The following is a 24,163-nucleotide window of genomic DNA, read 5'->3' as shown; positions in this document are numbered from 1 at the left end:
AATGCTTATAATGCCCAGCGTTTTCTGGTCCGCCGGACCTGCGCGCAATCCACTCCCAACCTGGACACCGAAAAGCCTTGATACGCCTGCTGAAGTTCTTCTGGTGGTCTTCCGTCGCAGTCATCTGCGCGCTCGTACTCGGTGTGAGCGGTGCGTTTCTGTATCTTAGCCCCAGCCTGCCCTCGGTCGAATCGCTCAGAAGCATCCAGTTGCAGATCCCCCTAAGGGTGTACAGCAGCGACGGCAAGCTGATTGCCGAGTTCGGCGAAATGCGTCGCTCGCCAATCCGTTTCGCGGAAATTCCCCCACAGTTCATCCAGGCGCTTCTGTCGGCCGAGGATGACAACTTCCTCAACCACTATGGTGTCGACCCCAGCAGCCTGATGCGCGCCGCGACCCAGCTGGTGAAAACCGGGCATATCCAGACCGGCGGCAGTACCATCACCATGCAGGTGGCGAAGAACTTCTTCCTTACCAGCGAACGCAGCTTCTCGCGCAAGACCAACGAAATCCTGCTGGCCCTGCAGATCGAGCGTGAGCTGACCAAGGACGAGATCCTCGAGCTGTACGTGAACAAGATCTACCTGGGCAACCGCGCCTACGGTATCGACGCCGCCGCGCAGGTGTACTACGGCAAGTCGATCCGCGACGTGAGCCTGGCACAGATGGCGATGATCGCCGGCCTGCCCAAGGCACCCTCGCGCTTCAACCCGCTGGCCAACCCGGTGCGCGCGAAAGAGCGCCGCGACTGGATCCTTGGCCGCATGTACAAGCTGGGCAAGATCGACGAAGCCAGCTACCAGGCAGCCCTTGCCGAACCGCTCAACGCCAGCTACCACGTGCCCACACCTGAGGTGAATGCACCTTACATCGCCGAAATGGCCCGCGCCGAAATGGTCGGCCGCTACGGCAGCGACGCCTACACCGAAGGTTTCCGCGTTACCACCACGGTGCCCAGCGACATGCAGGAAATGGCCAACAAGGCCATCCTCAACGGCCTCTCCGACTACGATGAGCGCCACGGCTACCGCGGCCCCGAGGCACGTTTCCCGGGCCGCACCCAGGCGGCCTGGCTGCAGGAACTGGGCAAGCAGCGCAGCCTTGGCGGCCTGGAGCCGGCAATCGTCACCCAGGTCGAGAAAACCGGCCTCAAGGTGCTGACCCGCAGTGGCCAGGAAGAAATGGTGGCCTGGGACACCATGAAATGGGCGCGCCCGTTCATCAACAGTAACGCCCAGGGCCGTGCGCCGCAGTCACCGGCAGACGTGGCCCAGGTCGGCGACCTGGTACGCCTGCAGCGCCTGGAGGATGGCAAGCTCAAGTTCAGCCAGGTACCAGGGGCACAGAGTGCACTGGTCACCCTTGACCCGTACAACGGCGCCATCCGCGCCCTGGTCGGCGGTTTCTCGTTCGAGCAGAGCAACTACAACCGTGCCATGCAGGCCAAGCGCCAGCCGGGCTCGAGCTTCAAGCCATTCGTCTACAGTGCCGCCCTGGACAGTGGCTATACCGCATCCAGCCTGGTCAACGACGCACCAATCGTGTTTGTCGACGAGTACCTGGACAAGGTCTGGCGACCGAAGAACGACACCAATACCTTCCTTGGCCCGATCCGCATGCGCGAAGCGTTGTACAAGTCGCGCAACCTGGTGTCGATCCGCCTGCTGCAGGCCATGGGCGTGGACCGCACCATCGACTACATCGCCAAGTTCGGCTTCAACAAACAGGACCTGCCACGTAACCTGTCGCTGGCACTGGGCACCGCTACCCTGACCCCGATGGAGATCGCCACCGGCTGGAGCACCTTTGCCAACGGCGGCTACAAGATCACCCCGTACCTGATCGAGCGCATCGAAAGTCGTAGCGGCGAGACGCTGTTCACTGCCAACCCGGCCCGGGTACCGCAAGGTGTCGAGGACCAGGCGGGCCTGGCAGCGCCCGAACAGCCGATCAGCACCGCCGCCATGCCGGGCGAGGCACCCGCTGCCTTCAGCCAGGTGGCGTCGGCACCGCAGGCGCCGGCCGTGGCCGAGCAGATCATCGACGGGCGCACCACCTACATCCTCACCAGCATGCTGCAGGACGTGATCAAGCGTGGCACCGGCCGCCGGGCACTGGCCCTGGGCCGTACCGATCTGGCAGGCAAGACCGGTACCACCAACGAGTCCAAGGACGCCTGGTTCTCCGGCTACAACGCTGACTACGTGACCACCGTGTGGGTCGGTTTTGATCAGCCCGAAACCCTGGGCCGCCGCGAGTACGGCGGCACCGTGGCACTGCCGATCTGGATGAGTTTCATGGGCGCGGCGCTCAAGGACAAGCCTATGCATGCGCCGGCCGAGCCGGAAGGCATCCTCAGCCTGCGCGTCGATCCGGTCAGCGGCCGTGCCGCTTCGCCGAGCACGCCGAACGCCTACTTCGAGCTGTTCAAGGCCGAAGACTCGCCGCCGTCGGTGGACGAACTGGGTACTGGCGCAGCACCGGGCAGCCCGTTGCCGGCGGATGAAGCGGCGCCGATGGATCTGTTCTAAACCTGACAGGCTAACGCCGTCCGTGTAGGAGCGCGTCAGCTGGGACACCGGCAAACAAAAAGCCCCGGCTCATACGAGCCGGGGCTTTTTTGTGTCGCCAGGCAGCAATCAGCCGTTGAACACGTCATCCACGCTGGTCAGCGGGTAGTGCTTCGGATACGGCAGGGTAGCCACGCCGGATTCGATGGCGGCCTTGGCCACAGCGTCGGAAACGACGGTGATCAGGCGGGCGTCCAGCGGCTTCGGAATGATGTACTCACGGCCGAACTCCAGGCCCTCGACGCCGTAGGCTTCGCAGACTTCCTTCGGAACCGGCAGCTTGGCCAGGTCTTTCAGGGCGACGGCGGCGGCGATTTTCATTTCTTCGTTGATGCGCTTGGCGCGTACGTCCAAGGCACCACGGAAGATGAACGGGAAGCCCAGTACGTTGTTGACCTGGTTCGGGTAGTCGGAACGACCGGTAGCCATGATCACGTCGCTGCGAGTGGCGTGCGCCAGCTCTGGCGAGATTTCCGGGTCCGGGTTCGAGCAGGCGAACACGATCGGGTTGGCAGCCATCGACTTCAGGCCTTCGGCGCTCAGCAGGTTCGGGCCGGACAGGCCTACGAACACGTCGGCACCGTCGAGGGCGTCAGCCAGGGTGCGCTTGTCGGTAGCGTGGGCGAACTGCGCCTTGTACTGGTTCAGGTCGTCACGGCCAGCGTGGATCACGCCGCTGCGGTCGATCATGTAGATGTTTTCGACCTTGGCACCCATGCTCACCAGCAGCTTCATGCAGGAAATGGCTGCAGCGCCGGCCCCCAGGCAGACGATCTTGGCGTCTTCCAGCTTCTTGCCAGCGATTTCCAGGGCGTTGATCATACCGGCCGCGGTCACGATGGCGGTGCCGTGCTGGTCATCGTGGAATACCGGGATGTCGCACTGTTCGATCAGGGTGCGTTCGATTTCGAAGCACTCAGGCGCCTTGATGTCTTCGAGGTTGATGCCACCGAAGGTGATCGAGATGCGGCGGACGGTGTCGATGAACGCTTGCGGGCTTTCCGACTCGACTTCGATGTCGAATACGTCGATACCGGCGAAACGCTTGAACAGAACACCCTTGCCTTCCATGACCGGCTTGGAAGCCAGTGGGCCGAGGTCGCCCAGACCGAGGATGGCGGTGCCATCGGAAATCACCGCAACCAGGTTGCCCTTGCCGGTGTATTTGTAAGCCAGCTCTGGATCACGGCCAATTTCACGCACCGGCTCAGCAACACCTGGGCTGTAGGCCAGGGCGAGGTCACGGGCGGTGGCAGTGGGCTTGGAGAGCTCGACGCTCAGTTTCCCCGGACGAGGTTGAGCGTGGTATTCGAGAGCGGCGGTTTTCAGGTCTGACATGGTGGGCATTCCGCTATTTACTGTTCTGACGGACCGCCGAGGATACGCAAAGAGCCGGGGAGTCACAAGACTGGTCGGTCACTTGTGTCAAGGCCTTTAGCCTACGACTTTACGCTATAACCCACGGGGGCATACGGCTCACAGTGTGTACAATCTGATAGCGAAATGTCTACATCTTTTGGCCTTAAATACGTTCCAACATGCTCGGATCGGTCAATGGCAACACCCAGCGTCGCTGCCCAGGCTTGAGGCCGCCCTTGCGGGAACGATCCAGCATCCAGCCGCGCGCTTCGACCTGGCGTCCCTTGAGGTTATCGAAGAAGCTGGCGGGAAAGTTGCGTTGCAGACGAGCGGGAACCTGCAACACCACGGCACTGTCCAAGGTCAGCCAAACCCCACCACGGTTGCGCTCTATGCCCTCTATGCGCCCCCCGACAACAGCAAAACCCGACTGCCTGACATCAGCCGCACGCACCACCGGCGAACGGCGCCACAAACCGGCGCCGGCCTTGCGCGCCGCTTGTTCAGCAAGTTGCTGGCAACCGCTGAGGCGCACGTTGGGGGCCACGGCAACCCGGTAGCCCAAGCCCTCGCTGAGCAGTTGTGCTTCCAGATTGTCGCCATTACGGCCATAGATATGCGCCAGTGCGCGGCCGTATTTGTCTTTGGCCTCGATACCCGGCACCAGCCCGACACGCCCGTCACTGGCCTTGACCAACGCCTGCAAACGCCGCCTGGCGGCCTCGGCGTAGGGCTCGCTAGTGCGCCCGTTACGGCCGATTTCCGGGGCATTGATGCCAATCAGGCGCACGCTGCGGCCATCGACCAGGCGCAAGGTATCGCCATCCACCACCTGGCGCACCGCCACCTGCTGCGGGCGGTCCGGTAACGGGCAGAACGCCAGTGCAGGGAAGTGCCAGATGACGCCCATAAAAAAGGCGCCCACAAGGGGCGCCTTTTTTTGCAGCAATGCGAAACCCGAGGGGTTCGCCATGCGCATGATTACTTCTTGGTACCGAACATGCCGAAGCGATCGGCGAACTTCTGTACGCGACCACCGGTGTCCAGGACTTTCTGCTTACCGGTGTAGAACGGGTGGCACAGGTTGCAAACGTCGATCGCCAGGGTGCTGCCCAGGGTCGAACGGGTTTCAAACTTGTTGCCGCAGCTGCAGGTGACTGCAACTACTTCGTAGTTCGGATGAATATCTGCTTTCATGGTCACTTCCTCGAGCTGCGTGCCGCCACCCAACACCAATTGTTGAATACCGCACGTAATTAGGCGGCGAATAATACCAGAGCATCACGCCAACGCAAGTTGTCGCTTGCACCGACCGTCGTCTGCTAGGCTCGCCAGTCTTTGAAACGCCCTCCGAGACTATCCGCGTGTCCGACGTCATCCTGCGCCTTGCCCTGCCCTCTCCGCTGCGTCGCCTGTTCGACTACAAGGCGCCGGCAAGCATGGCACGCCAGGCCTTGACCCCGGGCATGCGCATTCGCGTGCCGTTCGGCCGCCGCGAAATGATCGGCGTGCTGGTGGAAGTGTGCGAGCAGAGCGAAGTGCCCGCCGACAAGCTCAAGCCGGCCAGCGCTCTGCTCGACCCGGTATCGCCGATTCCGCCGTCGCTGTTCAAGTTGTGCCTGTGGACCGCCCAGTACTACCAGCACAGCCTGGGCGACACCCTGAGCTGGGCCCTGCCCACGCTGCTGCGCCAGGGCGAACCCGCCGAGATGCGCCAGGAGCGCTTCTGGCATGTCGCCCCCGGCGCCCGCCTGGAAGACCCGCGCATCGCCCGGGCACCGCGCCAGCGCGATGCCCTCAAGACCCTGGCCCAGCACCCGCACGGCGTGGCCCACAGCCTGCTGGCCAAGCTCAACCTGAACAAGGACAGCCTCGACCTGCTGCTGGCCAAGGACCTGGTGCAGATCGAGGTCCGCCGTCACCTGCCAGCGATACGCCACGAACACTGGCTGGCTCAGCCGGAACTGCCACTCAACGAAGAGCAGCGCGATGCTTTCGACGCCGTGCGCGAAGGCTTTGGCAGCTTCGGCGCCTTCCTGCTGGCCGGCGTCACCGGCAGCGGCAAGACCGAGGTCTACCTGCAGCTGATCCGCGAAACCCTGGAAGCCGGCAAGCAGGCCCTGGTGCTGATCCCGGAAATCAACCTCGGTCCGCAGACCCTGGCCCGCTTCGAACAGCGCTTCAACGCCCGCATCGCCCTGCTGCATTCGGCGGTAAATGATCGCGAACGCCTGGATGCCTGGCTGGCCGCCCGCGACGGAGAGGCTGACATCATCATCGGCACCCGCTCGGCGCTGTTCACGCCGATGAAAAACCCCGGCCTGATCATCATCGACGAGGAACACGACGGCTCCTATAAACAGCAGGAAGGCCTGCGCTACCACGCCCGCGACCTGGCGCTGGTACGTGCCCATCAGGAAAACATCCCGATTTTGCTCGGCTCGGCCACCCCATCGCTGGAAACCCTGCACAACGCCCTGAGCGGCCGCTACCGCCTGCTGCGCATGAATCAGCGGGCTGGCGGCGCCCGCCCGCCGCGCATGCTGCGCCTGGATGTGAAGAGCCTGCCGCTGGACAGCGGCATCAGCGGGCCGTTGCAGCAGGCCATCCGTCAAACCCTGGAGGCGGGCCAGCAAGTGCTGGTGTTCCTCAACCGCCGCGGCTTCGCCCCGACCTTGCTGTGCCACGATTGCGGCTGGCTGTCCGAGTGCCCGCGCTGCGATGCGCGCATGACCGTGCACCAGCGCTCCGGCGTGCTGCGCTGCCACCATTGCGGCTATGACGAGCGCCTGCCCCAGCAGTGCCCGCAGTGCAACCACGTTGACCTGCGCCCGGTCGGCGCCGGTACCGAGCGCGCCGAGGAACGCCTGAAAGTGCTGTTCCCGGATTACCCGATCCTGCGCGTGGACCGCGACAGCACGGCGCGCAAGGACGCCATGCACAACCTGTTCAGCACCATCCAGCGTGGCCAGCCGAGCATCCTTGTCGGCACCCAGATGCTCGCCAAGGGCCACCACTTCCCGAGGGTGACCCTGGTGGCCATCCTCGATGCCGATGGCGGGCTGTTCTCCGGCGACTTCCGCGCCAGCGAACGCATGGCACAGCTGATCGTGCAGGTTGCCGGGCGGGCCGGGCGCGCCGAGGAGCCCGGCAAGGTCATCATCCAGACCCACCTGGCCGACCATCCGCTGCTGGTGCAGCTTACCGAGCAGGGCTACTTCGCTTTCGCCGAGCAGGCCCTGGACGAACGCCGCGCCGCCGGGCTGCCGCCTTACTCGCACCTGGCACTGCTGCGCGCCGAAGCGCACAAGCCCGGGCAAGCCGAAGCTTTCCTCGACGAGGCTTGCGCCGCCGCCGAGCGCCTGGTGGCCCAACAGCGCCTGCCGGGCATTGAACTGCTGGGGCCGGTGCCGGCACCGATGGAGCGCCGCGCCGGGCGCTTCCGCGCGCAACTGTTGATACAGGCCAATACGCGGGCGCCTTTGCATCGACTGATCAGCGCCTGGTTGCTAGTGTTGGAGCAGATGCCGAGCGGGCGCCAGGTGCGCTGGTCGCTGGATGTCGACCCGGTAGACCTGTATTGATTTCAGGGGCTGCTTTGCAGCCCATCGCGACACAAGGCCGCTCCAACACAGAGCGTGCGCATCACCTGTAGGAGCGGCCTTGTGTCGCGAAAGGGCCGCAGAGCGGCCCCGGCATTCTGAAGGCAGGCAAGCCCCAAAGGTTGGCAACCCGCCCTCAGCCACGGATAATGCCCAGTTTTTCCACCTGCGCATCCAAGCGCTCCACCGCGCTTGCGGTCGAAAAGAGATCCCCATGAAAGACACCATTCGCCAGCTGATCCAGCAAGCCCTCACCCAACTCGTCATCGACGGTGTGCTGCCTGAAGGGCTGTCGCCGGCGATCCAGGTGGAAAACGCCCGGGACAAGACCCACGGCGACTTCGCCAGCAACATCGCCATGATGCTGGCCAAGCCGGCAGGCATGAAGCCGCGCGACCTGGCCGAAAAACTGATCGATGCCCTGCCGGCCAGCGCCGACATCAGCAAGGTCGAGATCGCCGGCCCGGGCTTCCTCAACTTCTTCCAGAACACCGACGCGCTGGCCAACCGCCTGGATGCCGCACTGGCCGACGCGCGCCTGGGCGCGCGCAAAGCCGGCCCTGCGCAAAAGGTGGTGATCGACATGTCGGCACCCAACCTGGCCAAGGAGATGCATGTCGGCCACCTGCGTTCGACCATCATCGGCGACAGCGTGGCGCGCGTGCTGGAGTTCCTCGGCGATGATGTGATCCGTCAGAACCACGTGGGCGACTGGGGCACCCAGTTCGGCATGCTGCTGGCATACCTGGAAGAAAACCCGATTACCAGCGACGAGCTGTCGGACCTGGAAAACTTCTATCGTGCCGCCAAGAAGCGCTTTGACGAATCCGAAGAATTCGCCACCCGCGCCCGCGGCCTGGTGGTCAAGCTGCAGGCCGGCGACCCGGACTGCATGGCCCTGTGGACGCGCTTCAAGGACATTTCGCTGTCGCACTGCCAGAAGACCTACGAGCTGCTCAACGTCAAGCTGACCATGGCCGACGTGATGGGTGAAAGCGCTTACAACGACGACCTGGCCAACGTGGTCGCCGACCTCAAGGCCAAGGGCCTGCTGGTAGAAGACCAGGGCGCCCAGTGCGTGTTCCTCGACGAATTCAAGAACAGTGAAGGCGAACCACTGCCGGTGATCGTGCAGAAGGCTGACGGCGGCTACCTGTACGCCACCACCGACCTGGCCGCCGTGCGTTACCGCAGCAACGTGCTCAAGGCCGATCGCGCCCTGTACTTCGTCGACCAGCGCCAGGCCCTGCACTTCAACCAGGTGTTCGAAGTTGCACGCCGTGCAGGTTTCGTCGGCCACCCGATGCAGATGGAGCACATGGGCTTCGGCACCATGAACGGCGCCGACGGCCGCCCGTTCAAGACCCGTGACGGCGGCACCGTGAAGCTGATCGACCTGCTCACCGAGGCCAAGGAGCGCGCCTACGCGCTGGTCAAGGAAAAGAACCCGAGCCTGGCCGATGAAGAACTGCGCCACATTGGTGAAGTGGTGGGCATTGGCGCGGTGAAGTATGCCGACCTGTCCAAGCACCGCACCAGCGACTACAGCTTCAACTTCGAGCTGATGCTCAACTTCGAAGGCAATACCGCACCTTACCTGCTATACGCCTACACCCGCGTGGCCGGCGTATTCCGCAAACTGGGCAAGGGCTTCGATGAAGTCGAAGGCAACATCGTGCTGCAGGCTGCCCACGAGCAGGACCTGGCCGCACGCCTGGCGCAGTTTGGCGAAATCCTCAACAACGTCGCCGACAAGGGCACGCCGCACGTGCTGTGCAGTTACCTGTACGACCTGGCCGGCCTGTTCTCCAGCTTTTATGAGAACTGCCCGATTCTTGCCGCCGAAACCCCGCAGCAGCAGCAGAGCCGCCTGCGCCTGGCGGCCCTGACCGGCCGCACCCTCAAGCAAGGTCTGGAACTGCTCGGCCTGGAAACCCTGGAGCGCATGTAAGTTGGCTGCCAAGAAAAAACCCGCACCCAAACGCGGCGCCAGCCGCCAGACGGCGCCGGCCAAGCAGCCGATCCCCGGTTGGGTATGGCTGGCGGTCGGCCTCACAGTAGGCGCGTTCATCGTGTTCCTGATGAAGCTCGAGCCCGGTGGCGAAGACATCAAGCGCACCAAGCCCGAGCAGCAGAAGGCGGAGAAAGTGGCTGAAGCCGGCAAGCCGGCACAGGCTACCCCACAGCAGCCAGTAAAGCCGAAGTACGACTTCTACACACTGCTGCCAGAGTCCGAGGTGATCGTGCCGCCAGAGGCCGTGCCAGAGAAGACGCCACCCGTCCCGGCCCAACCAGTGACCCCGGTGACACCGGCCGAAGCGGCGAAGATCGACACGGCGCGAGCCCAGGCAGCATTGATGGGGCAGACCCCGCCACCGGCACCGCCGGTAATCAAACCGGCGGCGACCACCCAGTTCTTCCTGCAAGCAGGCTCGTTCCGCAAGCAGGCCGATGCCGACAAAGTACGCGCGCAGATCATTCTGCTGGGCCAGGCGGTGAAGGTAGAGTCAGGCACGGTCAAGGACGAAACCTGGTACCGCGTACTGGTGGGCCCGTTCAGCAATCGCGAGCAGCTGACCGGGGCGCAGAAGCAACTGGCCGGTGCAGGTTTCAGCAACCTGTTGCTGCAACAGCGGCAAACCCGTCAGTAACCTGCATTTGCGGCCCTGTGGGAGCGGCCTTGTGTCGCTCCCACAAAGGGCTGCGCGTCAACCCCGCCCCGCATTCCGCTCGGAAACCTGGCTGTTCAGCGTCCAGAAGTCATACAGCACCCCCACCAGGAACAGCCCGCCGGTAAAGAAGTAGATGATCGCGGTCACCCACTTGCCCTGATACAGCCGGTGCAGGCCAAACACACCGAGGAAGGTCAGCAGGATCCAGGCGATGTTGTAGTCAATCCGCCCGGACTGGAACCTAAGGTCGGCTTCACGGTCCATGGCCGGGATCAGAAACAGGTCGATCAACCAGCCGATGCCCAGCAGGCCCAGGGTGAAGAACCAGATGGTGCCAGTTACCGGCTTGCCGTAATAGAAACGGTGCGATCCGGTAAAGCCGAAAATCCATAGCAGATAGCCAATGGTCTTGCTATGGGTGTCGTGAAATGGCGCCCCTTGTTGATAACTGTTCATTCATAGCCCTCGTGGGTTATCCGAAAATTTTCTAAAAAAAAATGTGACTTTCTTGTCGCAGGCCGACGTACGGCACCTGGGCAATCGACCAACGGATCAAAGATTGATCAAAAAGCTGTTATAAAGTTGCGCGCCCAACACATAACTATTCATAAGAGCTTCATCTATGCCGCCTTTACTCAAGACATGGCTGACCCTCTGCCTATTATTGCCCCTGGCCGCCCACGCCACCAATCGTGAGCAACGTCTTCCCAATGGTTTCACCGGCTATACCACCAACGCCTCGGTGAGACACGCACCGGTCAAACAGACCGCGCTGCGCACCCGCCCAAGCAATGCTGCCAGCAGCAGCCGCGGCATGCCGGTCGCTGCCATGTCGCCGAAGCAGAGCAGCGATGTGCTCAGCCGTGCGGTGAATGTGCTCGGCACCCCTTATGTATGGGGCGGCAGCAGCCCGAAGAAAGGCTTCGACTGCAGCGGACTGGTCAAATATGCCTTCAACGACGTCGCCGACGTCGACCTGCCGCGCACCTCCAATGCCATGGCTCAGGGCCATGGTGTGAAGGTGGCCCAGGATGACCTGAAGCCGGGTGACCTGATCTTCTTCAACATCAAGAGCCGCCGGGTGAACCATGTTGCCATCTACCTGGGCAACGACCGCTTCATCCATGCGCCACGCCGTGGCAAGCGGGTGAGCATCGACACCCTGAGCAAGCCTTACTGGCAGAAGCATTACGTAGTAGCCAAGCGAGTGCTGCCAAAAGAACAGCAGCAACTGAACCTGGCCAAGCGCTGATCTGATCGGCGCTCTCCTGTATCGGCCTCTTCGCGGGCACGCCCGCTCCCACAGGTACCGGGGCCGCTCTCGCGGGCAGCGCCATACCTGTGGGAGCGGGCGTGCCCGCGAAGGGGCCGGTACAGCCACTACGAGTCCTCAATCAGCCCTCGCTCCCTCAGTCCTCGCATCGCCCCCTCCATCGTCCGCATCCCGTCCGCACCACCCGCCTGCATCACCGAACACAACTGCGCCATCCGCCCTTCCCGAATCAGGTTACGCACCGCTGGCGTAACCACCAGCACCTCACGCGCCGCAACCCGCCCTCCACCCGCACGCCTGACCAATATTTGCGCCACCACCAGGCGCAACGACTCGGCCAGCATCGCCCGCACCAGCGGCTTCTCTTCGGCCGCAAACACCTCCACCAACCGGTCAACGCTGTTCACCGCCGAACGCGTATGCACGGTCGCCAGCACCAGGTGCCCGGTCTCCGCCGCGCGCAAGGCCAGGCGAATGGTTTCCAGGTCGCGCAGCTCCCCGATCATGATCACATCCGGGTCCTGACGCAGGGCACTGCGCAGCCCTTGGGCAAACCCGCCGCAATGGCGACCGATCTCACGCTGGTTGACCAGGCTGCGCTGGCTGCTATGGATAACTTCGACAGGGTCTTCGAGGGTGATGATATGCAGTGCCCGCTCACGGCTCAGCTGGTCGAGCAGCGTCGCCAGGGTGCTGGACTTGCCGCTGCCGGTCGGCCCACCCACGAGTATCAAGCCATCGCTGCCCTGCGCAACAGCTTGAAACACATCCCCTAGGTCGAGTTCATCGAGCGTGGCGATACGCCCCGGGATCAGGCGAAAGGTGGCCGCCGGCCCCTGCAACTGGCGAAACAGGTTCAGCCGAAAGCGCCCCAGTGCCGGCAATTCCAGCGCCAGGTCCAGCTCATCTCCCTGGGTCCACTGTCGGCGCTGGGCTTCATCCAGCATGGGTGCCATGCCCTCGATCAAGGCGTCCGGGCTCAAGGTCGGCAGAGCCATGCGCTGCAACTCGCCATCCAGGCGCAACATCGGTATCTGGCCCGCCGCCAGATGCAGGTCGGAAGCCCCCGCATCCACGGCCCGGGCCAACAGGTCGGTCACATCCATGAGACTCCCCAAAGGCCTTCAAGTAGGTAGAATGCCGCAAACCCCACAGCCGCCGGCATCAATCCATGTCCACCCTAGCAGACAACCTTTCCGCTATTTCCGCCCGTATAGCCAGCGCTGCCCAGGCTGCCGGGCGTGATCCGGCCAGTGTCCAGTTGCTGGCCGTGAGCAAGACCAAGCCAGCCAGCGCCATCCGCGAGATCCACGCCGCCGGTGTTTGCGATGTCGGGGAAAACTACCTACAGGAAGCGCTGACAAAGCAGCAGGCACTCAGTGACCTGCCCTTGATCTGGCACTTCATCGGCCCCATTCAGTCGAACAAGACCAAAGCCATCGCCGAGCATTTCGCCTGGGTACATTCCGTGGACCGCCTGAAAATCGCCCAACGCCTCTCGGAGCAGCGCCCGGCCGGGTTGGCGCCACTGAACATCTGCCTGCAGGTGAACGTCAGCGGCGAAGACAGCAAGTCTGGTTGCGCCCCCGCCGACCTGCCAGCCCTGGCCAAGGCGGTAGCCGCGCTGCCCAACCTGCGCCTGCGCGGGCTGATGGCAATCCCCGAACCTACCGATGACCGCGCCGCGCAGGAAGCCGCCTTCGCCACCCTGCGCCAGTTGCAGGAGGGCCTTGGCCTTGGCCTGGACACCCTGTCCATGGGCATGAGCCACGACCTGGAAGCTGCCATTGCACAGGGTGCGACCTGGGTACGTATCGGTACCGCCCTGTTCGGCGCCCGCGACTACGGGCAGCCCTGATTCCATGCTTTACTCACTCTTTCCCACAAGGACCTGACATGAGCAAGACTCGTATTGCCTTTATCGGCGCCGGCAACATGGCCGCCAGCCTGATCGGTGGTCTGCGTGCCCAGGGCCTGGACGCCTCGCAGATCCGCGCCAGCGACCCGGGCGCCGAGACCCGCAGCCGCATCCAGGCCGAGCACGGCATCGAAACCTTCGAGAACAACGCCCAGGCCATCGATGGCGCCGACGTCATCGTCCTGGCGGTCAAGCCGCAGGTCATGAAAGCAGTGTGCCAGGCCCTGCAACCGAACCTGCAGGATGGCCAGCTGCTCGTTTCCATTGCCGCCGGCATCACCTGCGCCAGCCTGCAAAGCTGGGTCGGCGCTCGCCCGGTGGTGCGCTGCATGCCCAACACCCCGGCACTGCTGCGCCAGGGCGTCAGCGGCCTGTACGCCACCGCAGAGGTTACTGCCGACCAACGCCAGCAAGCCGAGCAACTGCTGTCGGCCGTGGGCACCGCCCTGTGGCTGCAGCAGGAGCAGCAACTGGACGCCGTGACTGCCGTCTCCGGCAGCGGCCCGGCGTATTTCTTCCTGCTGATCGAAGCCATGACCGCGGCGGGCGAAAAGCTTGGCCTGCCACGTGAAACCGCTTCCCAGCTGACCTTGCAGACAGCCCTGGGCGCCGCGCGCATGGCGGTTGCCAGCGATGTCGACGCCGCCGAACTTCGCCGCCGCGTCACCTCGCCTGCCGGCACCACCGAGGCGGCGATCAAGTCGTTCCAGGCCAGCGGCTTCGAAGCTATCGTCGAACAGGCGCTGCAAGCTGCGGCCACACGTTCCGCCGAGCTGGCCGAACAACTGGGCAAATAAGGAGCCTTAGATGAATGCACTGTCCGGCGCCGCGATCTTCGTGGTGCAAACCCTGGTCAGCCTGTACCTGGTGATCGTCCTGCTGCGCTTCGTCCTGCAGCTGGTCAAAGCCAACTTCTACAACCCGCTGTGCCAGTTCGCCGTGCGCGCCACGCAGCCGCTGCTAAAGCCGATTCGCCGGGTCATCCCCAGTGTTGGTGGGCTGGATACCTCGTCGCTGCTGTTGTCGGTGGTCATCCAGGCGCTGCTGATGGCGTTCGTGCTGATGGTCACCTACGGCACCTTCGGTGACATCCTGCACCTGCTGATGTGGGCGATCATTGGTATCACCTCGCTGTTCCTGAAGATTTTCTGGGTGGCGATGATCGTCATGGTGATCGTTTCATGGGTGGCCCCCAACAGCCACAACCCGGCGGCCGAACTGGCCTACCAGATCAGCGAACCGGTGCTGGCGCCGTTCCGCCGCATCGTGCCCAACCTGGGCGGCATGGACATCTCGCCGATCTTCGCCTTCCTCGCGATCCAGGTCATCCAGTCGTTCGTCATGCCACCGCTGGCCGCCTACGCCGGCATGCCGCAAGAGCTGTGGCGGATGATCTGAGCCTAACCTGACCTTGCTTGCTTCCAGTGGCAAGCCTTTGCTTGCCGCTGGGGGTAGCGCTCTTTAGACTTACGCCTCCGTCAAGCGTGAGCAGGGTCGATGTCCACAGTCTTTCCCGAAGATTCCGTCGGTCTGGTAGTACCGCAAACCGCCCGGTTCGATGAACCGCTGGCCCTGGCCTGTGGCCGCTCCCTGGCCAGTTATGAACTGGTCTACGAGACCTATGGCACCCTGAACGCCAGCGCGAGCAACGCCGTGCTGATCTGCCATGCCCTCTCCGGCCACCACCATGCCGCTGGCTACCATGCCGCCACCGACCGCAAGCCGGGTTGGTGGGACAGCTGCATCGGCCCTGGCAAGCCGATCGACACCAACCGCTTCTTCGTGGTCAGCCTGAACAACCTGGGCGGCTGCAACGGCAGCACCGGCCCCAGCAGCGTCAACCCGGCCACCGGCAAGCCCTATGGCGCCGACTTCCCGGTGCTGACCGTGGAAGACTGGGTACACAGCCAGGTGCGCCTGGCCGAGCGCCTGGGCATCCAGCAGTGGGCCGCGGTGGTCGGTGGCAGCCTGGGTGGCATGCAGGCGCTGCAGTGGACCATCAGCTACCCCGAACGCGTACGCCATTGCGTCGACATTGCCTCGGCGCCCAAGCTGTCGGCACAGAACATCGCCTTCAACGAAGTGGCACGCCAGGCGATCCTCACCGACCCCGAATTCCACGGTGGTTCGTTCCAGGACCAGGGCGTGATCCCCAAGCGCGGCCTGATGCTGGCGCGCATGGTCGGCCACATCACCTACCTGTCGGACGACTCGATGGGTGAAAAATTCGGCCGTGAGCTGAAGAGCGACAAGCTCAACTACGACTTCCACAGTGTCGAATTCCAGGTCGAGAGCTACCTGCGCTACCAGGGCGAGGAGTTTTCCGGGCGCTTCGACGCCAACACCTACCTGCTGATGACCAAAGCGCTGGACTACTTCGACCCCGCCGCCGCCCAGGGCGGCGACCTGGCGGCCACACTGGCCCACGTCAAGGCGGATTACTGCATCATGTCGTTCACCACCGACTGGCGCTTCTCCCCGGCCCGTTCGCGCGAGATCGTCGACGCCCTGATGGCCGCGCGCAAGAACGTCTGCTACCTGGAGATCGACTCGCCTTACGGGCACGATGCCTTCCTGATCCCCACGCCTCGCTACATGCAGGGTTTCTCGAACTACATGAACCGCATTACCATCTGAGGGCAGCATGAGAGCCGATCTGGAAATCATCCACGACTGGATCCCCGCCGGCAGCCGGGTACTCGACCTGGGCTGCGGCAGCGGCGAACTGCTGGCCTCGCTGCGCGACCGCAAGCAGGTCACCGGCTATGGCCTGGAGATCGATGCCGACAACATCGCCGCCTGCGTGGCCAAGGGCGTCAACGTCATCGAGCAGGACCTGGACAAGGGTCTGGGCAACTTCGCCAGCAACAGTTTCGACGTGGTGATCATGACCCAGGCCCTGCAGGCCGTGGAGTACCCCGACCGCATCCTCGACGAGATGCTGCGCGTGGGCCGCCAGTGCATCATCACCTTCCCCAACTTCGGCCACTGGCGTTGCCGCTGGTACCTGGCGACCAAAGGCCGCATGCCGGTATCGGACTTCATGCCATACACCTGGTACAACACGCCGAACATCCACTTCTGCACCTTCGCCGACTTCGAAGAGCTGTGCCACGAGCGCCGCGCCAAGGTGCTCGACCGCCTGGCCGTCGACCACTTGCACCGCAACGGGTGGGGTGGCCGGCTTTGGCCTAATCTTCTAGGTGAGATCGGCATCTACCGCGTCAGCAGCCCGGGCCTGCAAGAACATCAGCTCGCGGTCTGACGCCCAGCGGAGGAATCCCCCCATGCGTCGCCTAGCCCTGTTCCTGATCAGCCTGTGCCTGGCCCTGCCGGTACTGGCTGCCGATGCTGCCCGCCCCGAGCGCAAGGAGGTGTTTGGCGACGTGACGGTACACTACAGCGCGTTCACTTCGAGCATGCTGACGCCGGAGGTGGCCGCAGCCACCGGCCTGGTACGCAGCAAGAACCAGGGTGTACTCAACATCGCCGTGCTCAAGGCCAACAAGCCCGCCACGGCGGTGGTCAGCGGCACGGTCAAGGACCTGACCGGGCGCAGCAGCCCGCTCTCGTTCAAGCAGATCACCGAACAGGGCGCGGTGTACTACATCGCCCAGTTCAAGATCGACCAGCCAGAAACCGTCACCTTCGACCTGAATATCGAAACCGGCGGCATCAGCAACTCCCTCAGCTTCAATCAGGACGTTTTCCCAGGCGAATGATGAATTTCCAGCAACTCGTATTGGCCAGCCACAACGCCGGCAAACTCAAGGAACTCCAGGCCATGCTCGGCGCGTCCGTGCAACTGCGCTCGATCGGCGAGTTCAGCCAGGTCGAACCGGAAGAAACCGGCCTGTCGTTCGTCGAGAACGCCATCCTCAAGGCGCGCAACGCCGCACGCATTTCCGGCCTGCCAGCCCTGGCCGACGATTCGGGCCTGGCGGTAGACTTCCTTGGCGGCGCGCCGGGCATCCACTCGGCGCGCTATGCCGACGGCAAGGGTGACGCGGCGAACAACGCCAAGCTGCTCGAAGCGCTGAAAGACGTGCCTGAAGCCGAGCGCGGTGCACAGTTCGTCTGCGTCCTGGCGCTGGTGCGTCATGCCGACGACCCGCTGCCGATCCTGTGCGAAGGCCTGTGGCAAGGGCGCATCATGTTCGAGGCCAGTGGCGAGCACGGCTTTGGCTACGACCCGCTGTTCTGGGTACCGGAACGCAACTGCTCCAGCGCCGACCTGGCCCCTGTGGACAAGAACCAGCTCAGCCACCGCGCCCGCGCCATGGCTCTGCTGCGCCAACGTCTGGGCCTGGCATGATCGAAACGCTGTCCACCCCCGGAGCGGCGGGTTTCACCAGCCTGCCGCCGCTGGCGCTGTATATCCACATACCGTGGTGCGTACGCAAATGCCCTTACTGCGACTTCAACTCCCACGCCGCCGGGCCTGAACTGCCGGAAGACGCCTACGTCGCCGCCCTGCTGACCGACCTCGACCAGGAGCTGGCCGCCGTGCAAGGCCGGCCGATCAGCTCGATCTTCTTCGGTGGCGGCACCCCCAGCCTGTTCAGTGCCGACGCCCTTGGCCGATTGCTGCGTGGCGTGGAGCAACGTATCCCGTTTGCGCCGGACATCGAAATCACCCTGGAGGCCAACCCGGGTACGTTCGAGCAGGACAAGTTCAAGGCCTACCGGCAAACCGGGATCAACCGCCTGTCCATCGGCGTGCAGAGTTTCCAGCCAGCCAAACTGCAGGCGCTGGGTCGTATCCACAACGGTGATGAAGCAGTCCGCGCCGCTGGCATGGCACGCGCCGCCGGCTTCGACAACTTCAACATGGACCTGATGCACGGCCTTCCCGACCAGTCGCTGGACGACGCGCTGGGCGACCTGCGCCAGGCCATCGACCTGGAGCCGACGCACCTGTCGTGGTACCAGCTGACCGTGGAGCCGAACACGGTGTTCTGGAACCAGCCGCCCGAGCTGCCCGAGGACGACATCCTCTGGGACATCCAGGAGGCCGGCCAGGCGCTGATGGCCGAACACGGCTTCCGCCAGTACGAAGTCTCGGCCTATGCCCAGGCGGGGCGCGCCGCACGGCACAATCTCAACTACTGGCGCTTTGGCGACTTCATCGGCATTGGCGCTGGTGCCCACGGCAAGCTGACCTTCGCCGACGGGCGCATCCTGCGCACCTGGAAGACCCGCCTGCCCAAGGACTACCTGAACCTGGCAAAGCCGTTCAAGGCCGGCGAGAAGCTGCTGCCAGTCGACGAGCTGCCGTTCGAGTTCCTGATGAACGCCCTGCGCCTGACCGATGGGGTGGAAGCCGAACTGTTTACCCAACGCACCGGTTTGCCGCTGGCACAGCTGCGCGAGGCACGCCGCGCAGCCGAACAAAAAGGCCTTTTACAGGTCGAACCGGATCGACTGGTGGCCACCCCGAGGGGCCAGTTGTTCCTCAATGACCTGCTGCAGTATTTCTTGACCTAAGGATGACCCATGGATCTGGTACTTGATCTGCTCGCGACGGTTTCTCGCTGGAGCCGCAGCAACCTGTCGGAGATTTCACTGGCCTTGGTAGGCTGCCTGCTGGTGCTGTTCGGCACCGATGTCAAAGCCTGGGCCGAACAACGCCTGGGCAACCTGGCGGGCGCTCTGCGCGTGCCGTTCATGGCGCTGATGGTGATGATCGGCAGCGGTGCGGCACTGATCTACGCCACACCGTGGGTGGTGAAGGGGCTGAGCCAGTTCAACAACTACGCGCTGGCGCCGGTGTTGCTGGTAGTGCTGGTGATAATTGGCGTGGTGGCTGATCGGCGGGGCTGAGCCAATATTCGGGAGTTGCACTTACCCTGTGGGAGCGGGCGTGTCGAGGCGTCGAACCGCCGCGAACACGGGCGAAGCCCGTGCCATCCACCGAGTCGTCTGCTTCGCGGGCTTGCCCGCTCCCACAGATACCGCGCATGCCAGGAGATAGTGCAGTTTCTGGGTACGGGCCGGTGCAGGGAATGATTCTAAAAGCTGCCCCGGCGAACCAGGGCAGCCCTACCACCTGACTAGCCCTTGGCGGGCATCATCGAAGTGGTCGCGCATGAAGTCCCGAACGGTCTTGAGCACAGTCAAGATCCGGATGAACGTCCAAACGCGGCTCAGCGCATCAAGCAAACGCTTCATATGCCTTGGCCTCCGTGTTGGCGGGCCAATCTTCCAGCATCTAACCGTCGCTTCGATGCCTTCGAAAACCGTGTGGAGGTTTTCGGTGAAGTGGCCAGGTTAATGGCCCTTCAAAGTCAGTTGCCGGCATGGTTCTCAGGCCATGTCGAAGGGGCCGGAAAGCAGAATTCTTCTCCTACCCGGCCCATCACCGATCAAATCCACACAGGAGCAGCGCGATGATACTTGGGATCTTTTCGCAAAACTGTTAACCGCTCCGACACACGTAATGCTGGATATTTCGGAGCATTGACGCTCCCTGTCAGCCTACTTATGATCTTTCTACCGTGTGGAGGTTTTCGGTGAAACACCGAGCGAAGGATACTCAGTCCTGTCGCTCAAAAGAAAACCGCCTTTCTCAAGGCGGTTTTTTTTCGCCTGCATTTCTGCAGGCATCAGCACATCGAAAGGCCGTATCAGCCGATCAATCCACCTTCTCGAACTTCAAGTCCCAAACGCCATGCCCCAGCCGTTCGCCGCGGCGTTCGAACTTGGTGATCGGGCGCTCTTCCGGGCGTGGCACGTAAGTGCCGTCAGCCGCACGGTTGCGATAGCCCGGGGCAGCGCTCATCACTTCCAGCATGTACTCGGCATACGGCTCCCAGTCGGTAGCCATATGGAACACGCCACCGGGCTTGAGCTTGCGTCGTACCAGTTCGGCGAACTCCAGCTGGACGATGCGGCGCTTGTGGTGGCGCGCCTTGTGCCATGGGTCGGGGAAGAACAGCATGAGGCGGTCGAGGCTGTTGTCCGCCACACAGCGGTTCAGCACTTCGATGGCATCGCAGTCATACACCCGCAGGTTCTTCAGGCCCTGGGTCAGCACGCCGTTGAGCAGCGCGCCAACACCCGGGCGGTGTACTTCCACACCGATGAAGTCCTGCTCAGGCGCGGCAGCTGCCATTTCCAGCAGGGAATGGCCCATGCCGAAACCGATCTCCAGGGTGCGCGGCGCCGAACGGCCAAACACCTGGTCGTAGTCCACCGGGCTGTCGGCCAGCGGCAGAATGTACAGCGGGCCACCCTGCTCCAGGCCACGTTGCTGGCCTTCGGTCATGCGCCCGGCACGCATCACGAAACTCTTGATGCGGCGGTGCGGGCGGGCTTCGCCGTCGGGGGTGATCGGCGTATCGTGCGATTCAGTCATCAGGGGCTCTTACTTGATCAGACCATCCAGCGGCGAAGAGGCGCTGGCATAGAGTTTCTTCGGCATACGACCGGCCAGGTAGGCCATGCGACCGGCGACGATGGCGTGCTTCATGGCCTCGGCCATCAGCACCGGCTGCTGGGCGTGGGCAATGGCCGAGTTCATCAGCACCGCTTCGCAGCCCATTTCCATGGCGATGGTGGCATCGGACGCGGTACCCACGCCTGCATCGACCAGCACCGGCACCTTGGACTCTTCCAGGATGATCTGCAGGTTGTAGGGGTTGCAGATACCCAGGCCGGTACCGATCAGGCCTGCCAGCGGCATGACCGCGATGCAGCCGGCTTCGGCCAGCTGACGGGCGATGATCGGGTCGTCGCTGGTGTAGACCATCACGTCGAAACCGTCCTTGACCAGCACTTCGGCAGCCTTGAGGGTTTCGATCACATTGGGGAACAAGGTTTTCTGGTCGGCCAGCACTTCCAGCTTGACCAGGTTGTGGCCATCCAGCAGTTCGCGGGCCAGGCGGCAGGTACGCACGGCTTCGACCGCGTCGTAGCAGCCAGCGGTGTTCGGCAGGATGGTGTAGCGGTCTGGCGGCAGCACATCGAGCAGGTTCGGCTCGCCCGGGTTCTGACCGATGTTGGTGCGGCGCACGGCAACGGTGACGATCTCGGCACCCGAGGCCTCGATGGCCAGGCGGGTTTCTTCCATGTCACGGTATTTGCCGGTACCGACCAGCAGGCGCGACTGGAAGGTACGCCCGGCCAGGGTGAAGGGCTTGTCGCTACGAACGTTGCTCATGGTTGTTCCTCGGGAAAAGGTTGCTGGGCTTGCAGGTGAATCGCCGGCCGGAATCAGCCGCCACCGATAGCGTGGACCACTTCGACCTGGTCGCCGTCGTTCAGCAGCGTGCTGTCGTGCTGGCTACGCGGCACGATATCCAGGTTCAGTTCCACCGCGACGCGGCGCCCGGTCAGCTCCAGGCGGGCCAGCAGGGCCGCGACGCTTTCGCCAGCGGGCAATTCGTAAGGTTCACCGTTCAGTTGAATGCGCATGCGCACGGCCACCATTGTTCTTTGGGGCCCGCATTCTAGCGCCGAACCGCCCTGCAACCCAAGGGCGCTGCACGCCATTAGTCGCGATTGTGGACTACCCGGTCAGCCCAGCCGCCAGGCTGCCAGGCCCAGGCACAACCAGCCGGCCAGGAAGCACAGGCCGCCAAGCGGGGTGATGATGCCAAGCTTGCCCAGGCCGCTGAGGGTCAGCAGGTACAGGCTACCGGAGAACAGCACTATACCCAGGGCAAACAGGCCGCCGGCCCAGCCGACCATGCGCCCTGGCAGGTGCACCGAGAGCACGGCGACGGCGAAGATAGCCAGGGCATGCACCAACTGGTAGGTCACGCCGGTCTGGAAGATCGCCAGGTAGTCGGCCGTCAGGCGGCTTTTCAGGCCGTGGGCGGCGAACGCGCCCAGGGCGACACCGGTGAAGCCGAAAAAGGCGGCAAGCATCAGGAAGCTGCGAAGCATGGGACGACTCCTTGGATCGGGTCTGTATAATGGCCCCTTCCACCCGTACGGCCAAGCCATCGCCATGCTGCCAACCCTTCTCCGCCGCCTCTCCCGCGCCCTGCTCTGGTTCGCTGCCGGCAGCGTCGTGCTGGTGCTGGTGTTCCGCTGGGTGCCACCACCCGGTACCGCGCTGATGGTCGAGCGCAAGGTGCAGTCCTGGGTGAATGGCGAGCCGATCGACCTGCAACGCGACTGGGAGCCGTGGGAGAACATCTCCGACGACCTCAAAGTCGCGGTTATCGCTGGCGAAGACCAGAAGTTTGCCAGCCACTGGGGCTTCGACATCCCGGCTATCCAGGCAGCGCTGGCCTACAACGAGCGCGGCGGCAGCATTCGCGGTGCCAGCACCCTGACCCAGCAAGTGGCCAAGAACCTGTTCCTGTGGTCCGGGCGCAGCTGGTTCCGCAAAGGGCTGGAGGCCTGGTTCACCGCGTTGATCGAGCTGTTCTGGTCGAAGGAGCGGATTCTCGAGGTCTACCTGAACAGTGCCGAATGGGGCAAGGGTGTTTTTGGCGCCCAGGCGGCTGCGCGCTATCACTTTGGCGTCGATGCCAGCCGGCTCAGCCGCCAGCAGGCGGCACAATTGGCCGCAGTGCTGCCCAGCCCGATCAAATGGAGTGCCAGCCGGCCGAGTGCCTACGTGGCCAGCCGGGCCGGCTGGATTCGCCGGCAGATGAGCCAGCTAGGCGGGCCCAGCTATCTGATGCAGCTCGACACTTCGCGCAAGCCTTGAGGGCCTCTTCGCGAGCACGCCCGCTCCCACAGGACCAGCATTACCCCTGAGGCCTGTGCAGTACCTGTGGGAGCGGGCGCGCCCGCGAAGAGGCCGGTAAATCTTGCGCAAAAAAAAGCCGCTCACCCTACCTGGGCCAGCGGCTTTTCCTTGCAGTCAGGGCTCGATCAGGCCGCGATCAGCGCCTTGACCTTGTTCATCGCATTCTTCTCAAGCTGGCGAATCCGCTCGGCCGAAACGCTGTACTTGTCCGCCAGCTCATGCAATGTGGCCTTCTCTTCCGCCAACCAGCGCTGGTAGAGAATGTCGCGGCTACGTTCGTCCAGCCCTTGCAGTGCTTCGTGCAGGTTGCTGGTGGAGTTGTCGCTCCAGTCGGCATCTTCCAGCTGCACCGCCGGGTCGTAACGGTGGTCTTCGAGGTAATGCGCAGGCGACTGGAAGGCACTGTCGTCGTCAGCTTCCGCTGCCGGGTCGAAGGCCATGTCCTGGCCGCTGAGGCGGCTTTCCATCTCGCGTACTTCACGCGGTTCCACGCCCAGGCTTTCCGCCACGCGGTGCACTTCGTCGTTGTTCAGCCAGGCCAGACGCTTCTTCTGGCTGCGCAGGTTGAAGAACAGCTTGCGCTGGGCCTTGGTGGTGGCCACCTTGACGATGCGCCAGTTGCGCAGGATGAACTCGTGGATCTCTGCTTTGATCCAGTGCACGGCGAACGACACCAGGCGCACGCCCATTTCAGGGTTGAAGCGCTTGACGGCTTTCATCAACCCGACGTTGCCTTCCTGGATCAGGTCGGCCTGAGCCAGCCCGTAGCCGGCATAGCTACGGGCGATATGTACGACGAAACGCAGGTGGGCCATCACCATTTGACGAGCGGCCTCGACATCCTGCTCATAATAGAGACGCTCGCCCAGATCACGCTCCTGCTCGACCGTCAGCAGCGGGATGCTGTTGACCGTGTGCACGTAGGCTTCCAGGTTCGCACCGGGTACCAGGGCATAGGCAGGTTGCAACGATGTGGTCATTCAAGAACCTCCGACTTACAGAACTCACGCCTTGTGGGCGCTGCCAACATTGACCTGGAACGACGGTACAAGTTCCATGGTGA

General features: G+C 63.5%; 25 protein-coding genes. 15 read left to right on the top strand and 10 right to left on the bottom strand.

Going from position 1 to position 24,163, the window contains the following annotated elements; all coding sequences use genetic code 11:
• Positions 1-80: 80 nt before the first annotated feature.
• Positions 81-2,531: a penicillin-binding protein 1A gene (locus tag CAF70_RS02105; RefSeq protein WP_371915931.1), complete on the top strand. Its 2,451-nt coding sequence runs from the start codon at positions 81-83 to the stop codon at positions 2,529-2,531.
• A 108-nt stretch (positions 2,532-2,639) separates the two neighbouring features.
• Here the strand turns inward: CAF70_RS02105 and CAF70_RS02100 are convergent, their stop codons facing one another.
• The 3 genes from CAF70_RS02100 to rpmE all read right to left on the bottom strand — a co-directional run bounded on the left by CAF70_RS02100 (position 2,640) and on the right by rpmE (position 5,126).
• Entirely contained in the window at positions 2,640-3,908 is a 1,269-nt protein-coding gene (locus CAF70_RS02100) for a malic enzyme-like NAD(P)-binding protein (protein ID WP_085621679.1), read from the bottom strand.
• 184 nt (positions 3,909-4,092) lie between these two features.
• Positions 4,093-4,908 (bottom strand): thermonuclease family protein, encoded by an 816-nt coding sequence (locus tag CAF70_RS02095; RefSeq protein WP_085621678.1) that lies wholly within the window; start codon positions 4,906-4,908, stop codon positions 4,093-4,095.
• 2 nt (positions 4,909-4,910) lie between these two features.
• Positions 4,911-5,126: a 50S ribosomal protein L31 gene (gene rpmE / locus CAF70_RS02090; RefSeq protein WP_003257833.1), complete on the bottom strand. Its 216-nt coding sequence runs from the start codon at positions 5,124-5,126 to the stop codon at positions 4,911-4,913.
• 167 nt (positions 5,127-5,293) lie between these two features.
• Here rpmE and CAF70_RS02085 point away from each other — a divergent pair, with 167 nt between their 5' ends.
• From CAF70_RS02085 to CAF70_RS02075, 3 genes are all read left to right on the top strand, one after another.
• Positions 5,294-7,513, top strand: coding sequence for a primosomal protein N' (locus CAF70_RS02085; RefSeq protein ID WP_085621677.1), 2,220 nt, complete (start codon positions 5,294-5,296; stop codon positions 7,511-7,513).
• Positions 7,514-7,745: 232 nt separating this feature from the next.
• Positions 7,746-9,482, top strand: coding sequence for an arginine--tRNA ligase (gene argS / locus CAF70_RS02080; RefSeq protein ID WP_085621676.1), 1,737 nt, complete (start codon positions 7,746-7,748; stop codon positions 9,480-9,482).
• 1 nt (position 9,483) lies between these two features.
• Positions 9,484-10,182 (top strand): SPOR domain-containing protein, encoded by a 699-nt coding sequence (locus tag CAF70_RS02075; protein ID WP_063912064.1) that lies wholly within the window; start codon positions 9,484-9,486, stop codon positions 10,180-10,182.
• 57 nt (positions 10,183-10,239) lie between these two features.
• Here the strand turns inward: CAF70_RS02075 and CAF70_RS02070 are convergent, their stop codons facing one another.
• Entirely contained in the window at positions 10,240-10,659 is a 420-nt protein-coding gene (locus CAF70_RS02070) for a TM2 domain-containing protein (RefSeq protein ID WP_085621675.1), read from the bottom strand.
• A 166-nt stretch (positions 10,660-10,825) separates the two neighbouring features.
• Here CAF70_RS02070 and CAF70_RS02065 point away from each other — a divergent pair, with 166 nt between their 5' ends.
• Positions 10,826-11,455, top strand: a complete 630-nt coding sequence (locus CAF70_RS02065) for a C40 family peptidase (RefSeq protein WP_085621674.1) — start codon at positions 10,826-10,828, stop codon at positions 11,453-11,455.
• A 128-nt stretch (positions 11,456-11,583) separates the two neighbouring features.
• Here the strand turns inward: CAF70_RS02065 and CAF70_RS02060 are convergent, their stop codons facing one another.
• Positions 11,584-12,582, bottom strand: a complete 999-nt coding sequence (locus CAF70_RS02060) for a type IV pilus twitching motility protein PilT (RefSeq protein ID WP_085621673.1) — start codon at positions 12,580-12,582, stop codon at positions 11,584-11,586.
• 65 nt (positions 12,583-12,647) lie between these two features.
• Here CAF70_RS02060 and CAF70_RS02055 point away from each other — a divergent pair, with 65 nt between their 5' ends.
• From CAF70_RS02055 to CAF70_RS02015, 9 genes are all read left to right on the top strand, one after another.
• Positions 12,648-13,334, top strand: coding sequence for a YggS family pyridoxal phosphate-dependent enzyme (locus CAF70_RS02055; protein WP_085621672.1), 687 nt, complete (start codon positions 12,648-12,650; stop codon positions 13,332-13,334).
• Between the two features lie 38 nt (positions 13,335-13,372).
• Positions 13,373-14,191, top strand: a complete 819-nt coding sequence (gene proC, locus CAF70_RS02050; protein ID WP_085621671.1) for a pyrroline-5-carboxylate reductase — start codon at positions 13,373-13,375, stop codon at positions 14,189-14,191.
• A 10-nt stretch (positions 14,192-14,201) separates the two neighbouring features.
• Positions 14,202-14,792 carry a YggT family protein gene (locus tag CAF70_RS02045; protein WP_013974619.1) on the top strand — a complete coding sequence of 197 codons (591 nt, stop codon included), beginning with the start codon at positions 14,202-14,204 and terminating at the stop codon, positions 14,790-14,792.
• A gap of 99 nt (positions 14,793-14,891) precedes the next feature.
• Complete coding sequence (locus tag CAF70_RS02040; RefSeq protein WP_085621670.1) at positions 14,892-16,031, top strand: homoserine O-acetyltransferase; 1,140 nt, start codon at positions 14,892-14,894, stop codon at positions 16,029-16,031.
• A 7-nt stretch (positions 16,032-16,038) separates the two neighbouring features.
• Positions 16,039-16,659, top strand: coding sequence for a methionine biosynthesis protein MetW (gene metW, locus CAF70_RS02035; protein WP_015272149.1), 621 nt, complete (start codon positions 16,039-16,041; stop codon positions 16,657-16,659).
• A gap of 22 nt (positions 16,660-16,681) precedes the next feature.
• Positions 16,682-17,116, top strand: a complete 435-nt coding sequence (locus tag CAF70_RS02030) for a DUF4426 domain-containing protein (protein ID WP_025340971.1) — start codon at positions 16,682-16,684, stop codon at positions 17,114-17,116.
• Positions 17,113-17,709 carry an RdgB/HAM1 family non-canonical purine NTP pyrophosphatase gene (rdgB, locus tag CAF70_RS02025; protein WP_085621669.1) on the top strand — a complete coding sequence of 199 codons (597 nt, stop codon included), beginning with the start codon at positions 17,113-17,115 and terminating at the stop codon, positions 17,707-17,709. Before CAF70_RS02030 ends, rdgB begins: the two co-directional genes overlap by 4 nt.
• Positions 17,706-18,881, top strand: coding sequence for a radical SAM family heme chaperone HemW (gene hemW, locus CAF70_RS02020; RefSeq protein WP_085621668.1), 1,176 nt, complete (start codon positions 17,706-17,708; stop codon positions 18,879-18,881). The genes rdgB and hemW overlap by 4 nt, the downstream gene beginning before the upstream one ends.
• A gap of 9 nt (positions 18,882-18,890) precedes the next feature.
• Positions 18,891-19,217, top strand: a complete 327-nt coding sequence (locus CAF70_RS02015; RefSeq protein WP_085621667.1) for a DUF3392 domain-containing protein — start codon at positions 18,891-18,893, stop codon at positions 19,215-19,217.
• Between the two features lie 811 nt (positions 19,218-20,028).
• Here the strand turns inward: CAF70_RS02015 and trmB are convergent.
• The 4 genes from trmB to CAF70_RS01995 form a co-directional block, all read right to left on the bottom strand.
• Complete coding sequence (trmB, locus tag CAF70_RS02010; RefSeq protein ID WP_013974624.1) at positions 20,029-20,751, bottom strand: tRNA (guanosine(46)-N7)-methyltransferase TrmB; 723 nt, start codon at positions 20,749-20,751, stop codon at positions 20,029-20,031.
• A 9-nt stretch (positions 20,752-20,760) separates the two neighbouring features.
• On the bottom strand, positions 20,761-21,555 hold the full coding sequence (locus CAF70_RS02005) for a thiazole synthase (RefSeq protein WP_013974625.1): 795 nt from the start codon (positions 21,553-21,555) through the stop codon (positions 20,761-20,763).
• Positions 21,556-21,608: 53 nt separating this feature from the next.
• Positions 21,609-21,809, bottom strand: a complete 201-nt coding sequence (gene thiS / locus CAF70_RS02000; RefSeq protein ID WP_003257817.1) for a sulfur carrier protein ThiS — start codon at positions 21,807-21,809, stop codon at positions 21,609-21,611.
• Between the two features lie 102 nt (positions 21,810-21,911).
• Positions 21,912-22,283, bottom strand: a complete 372-nt coding sequence (locus tag CAF70_RS01995) for a DUF423 domain-containing protein (RefSeq protein ID WP_085621666.1) — start codon at positions 22,281-22,283, stop codon at positions 21,912-21,914.
• 64 nt (positions 22,284-22,347) lie between these two features.
• Between CAF70_RS01995 and mtgA the strand changes: the two genes are divergently transcribed.
• Positions 22,348-23,058 carry a monofunctional biosynthetic peptidoglycan transglycosylase gene (gene mtgA, locus CAF70_RS01990; protein WP_085621665.1) on the top strand — a complete coding sequence of 237 codons (711 nt, stop codon included), beginning with the start codon at positions 22,348-22,350 and terminating at the stop codon, positions 23,056-23,058.
• Between the two features lie 167 nt (positions 23,059-23,225).
• Here the strand turns inward: mtgA and rpoH are convergent, their stop codons facing one another.
• Positions 23,226-24,080 carry an RNA polymerase sigma factor RpoH gene (gene rpoH, locus CAF70_RS01985; protein ID WP_003249083.1) on the bottom strand — a complete coding sequence of 285 codons (855 nt, stop codon included), beginning with the start codon at positions 24,078-24,080 and terminating at the stop codon, positions 23,226-23,228.
• Positions 24,081-24,163 lie beyond the last annotated feature (83 nt).

Source organism: Pseudomonas sp. B19(2017), from assembly GCF_002113165.1.
GTDB lineage: Bacteria > Pseudomonadota > Gammaproteobacteria > Pseudomonadales > Pseudomonadaceae > Aquipseudomonas.
Note: the sequence above shows the minus strand (reverse complement) of the source record. Positions and strands in the feature narration are given on the sequence as shown.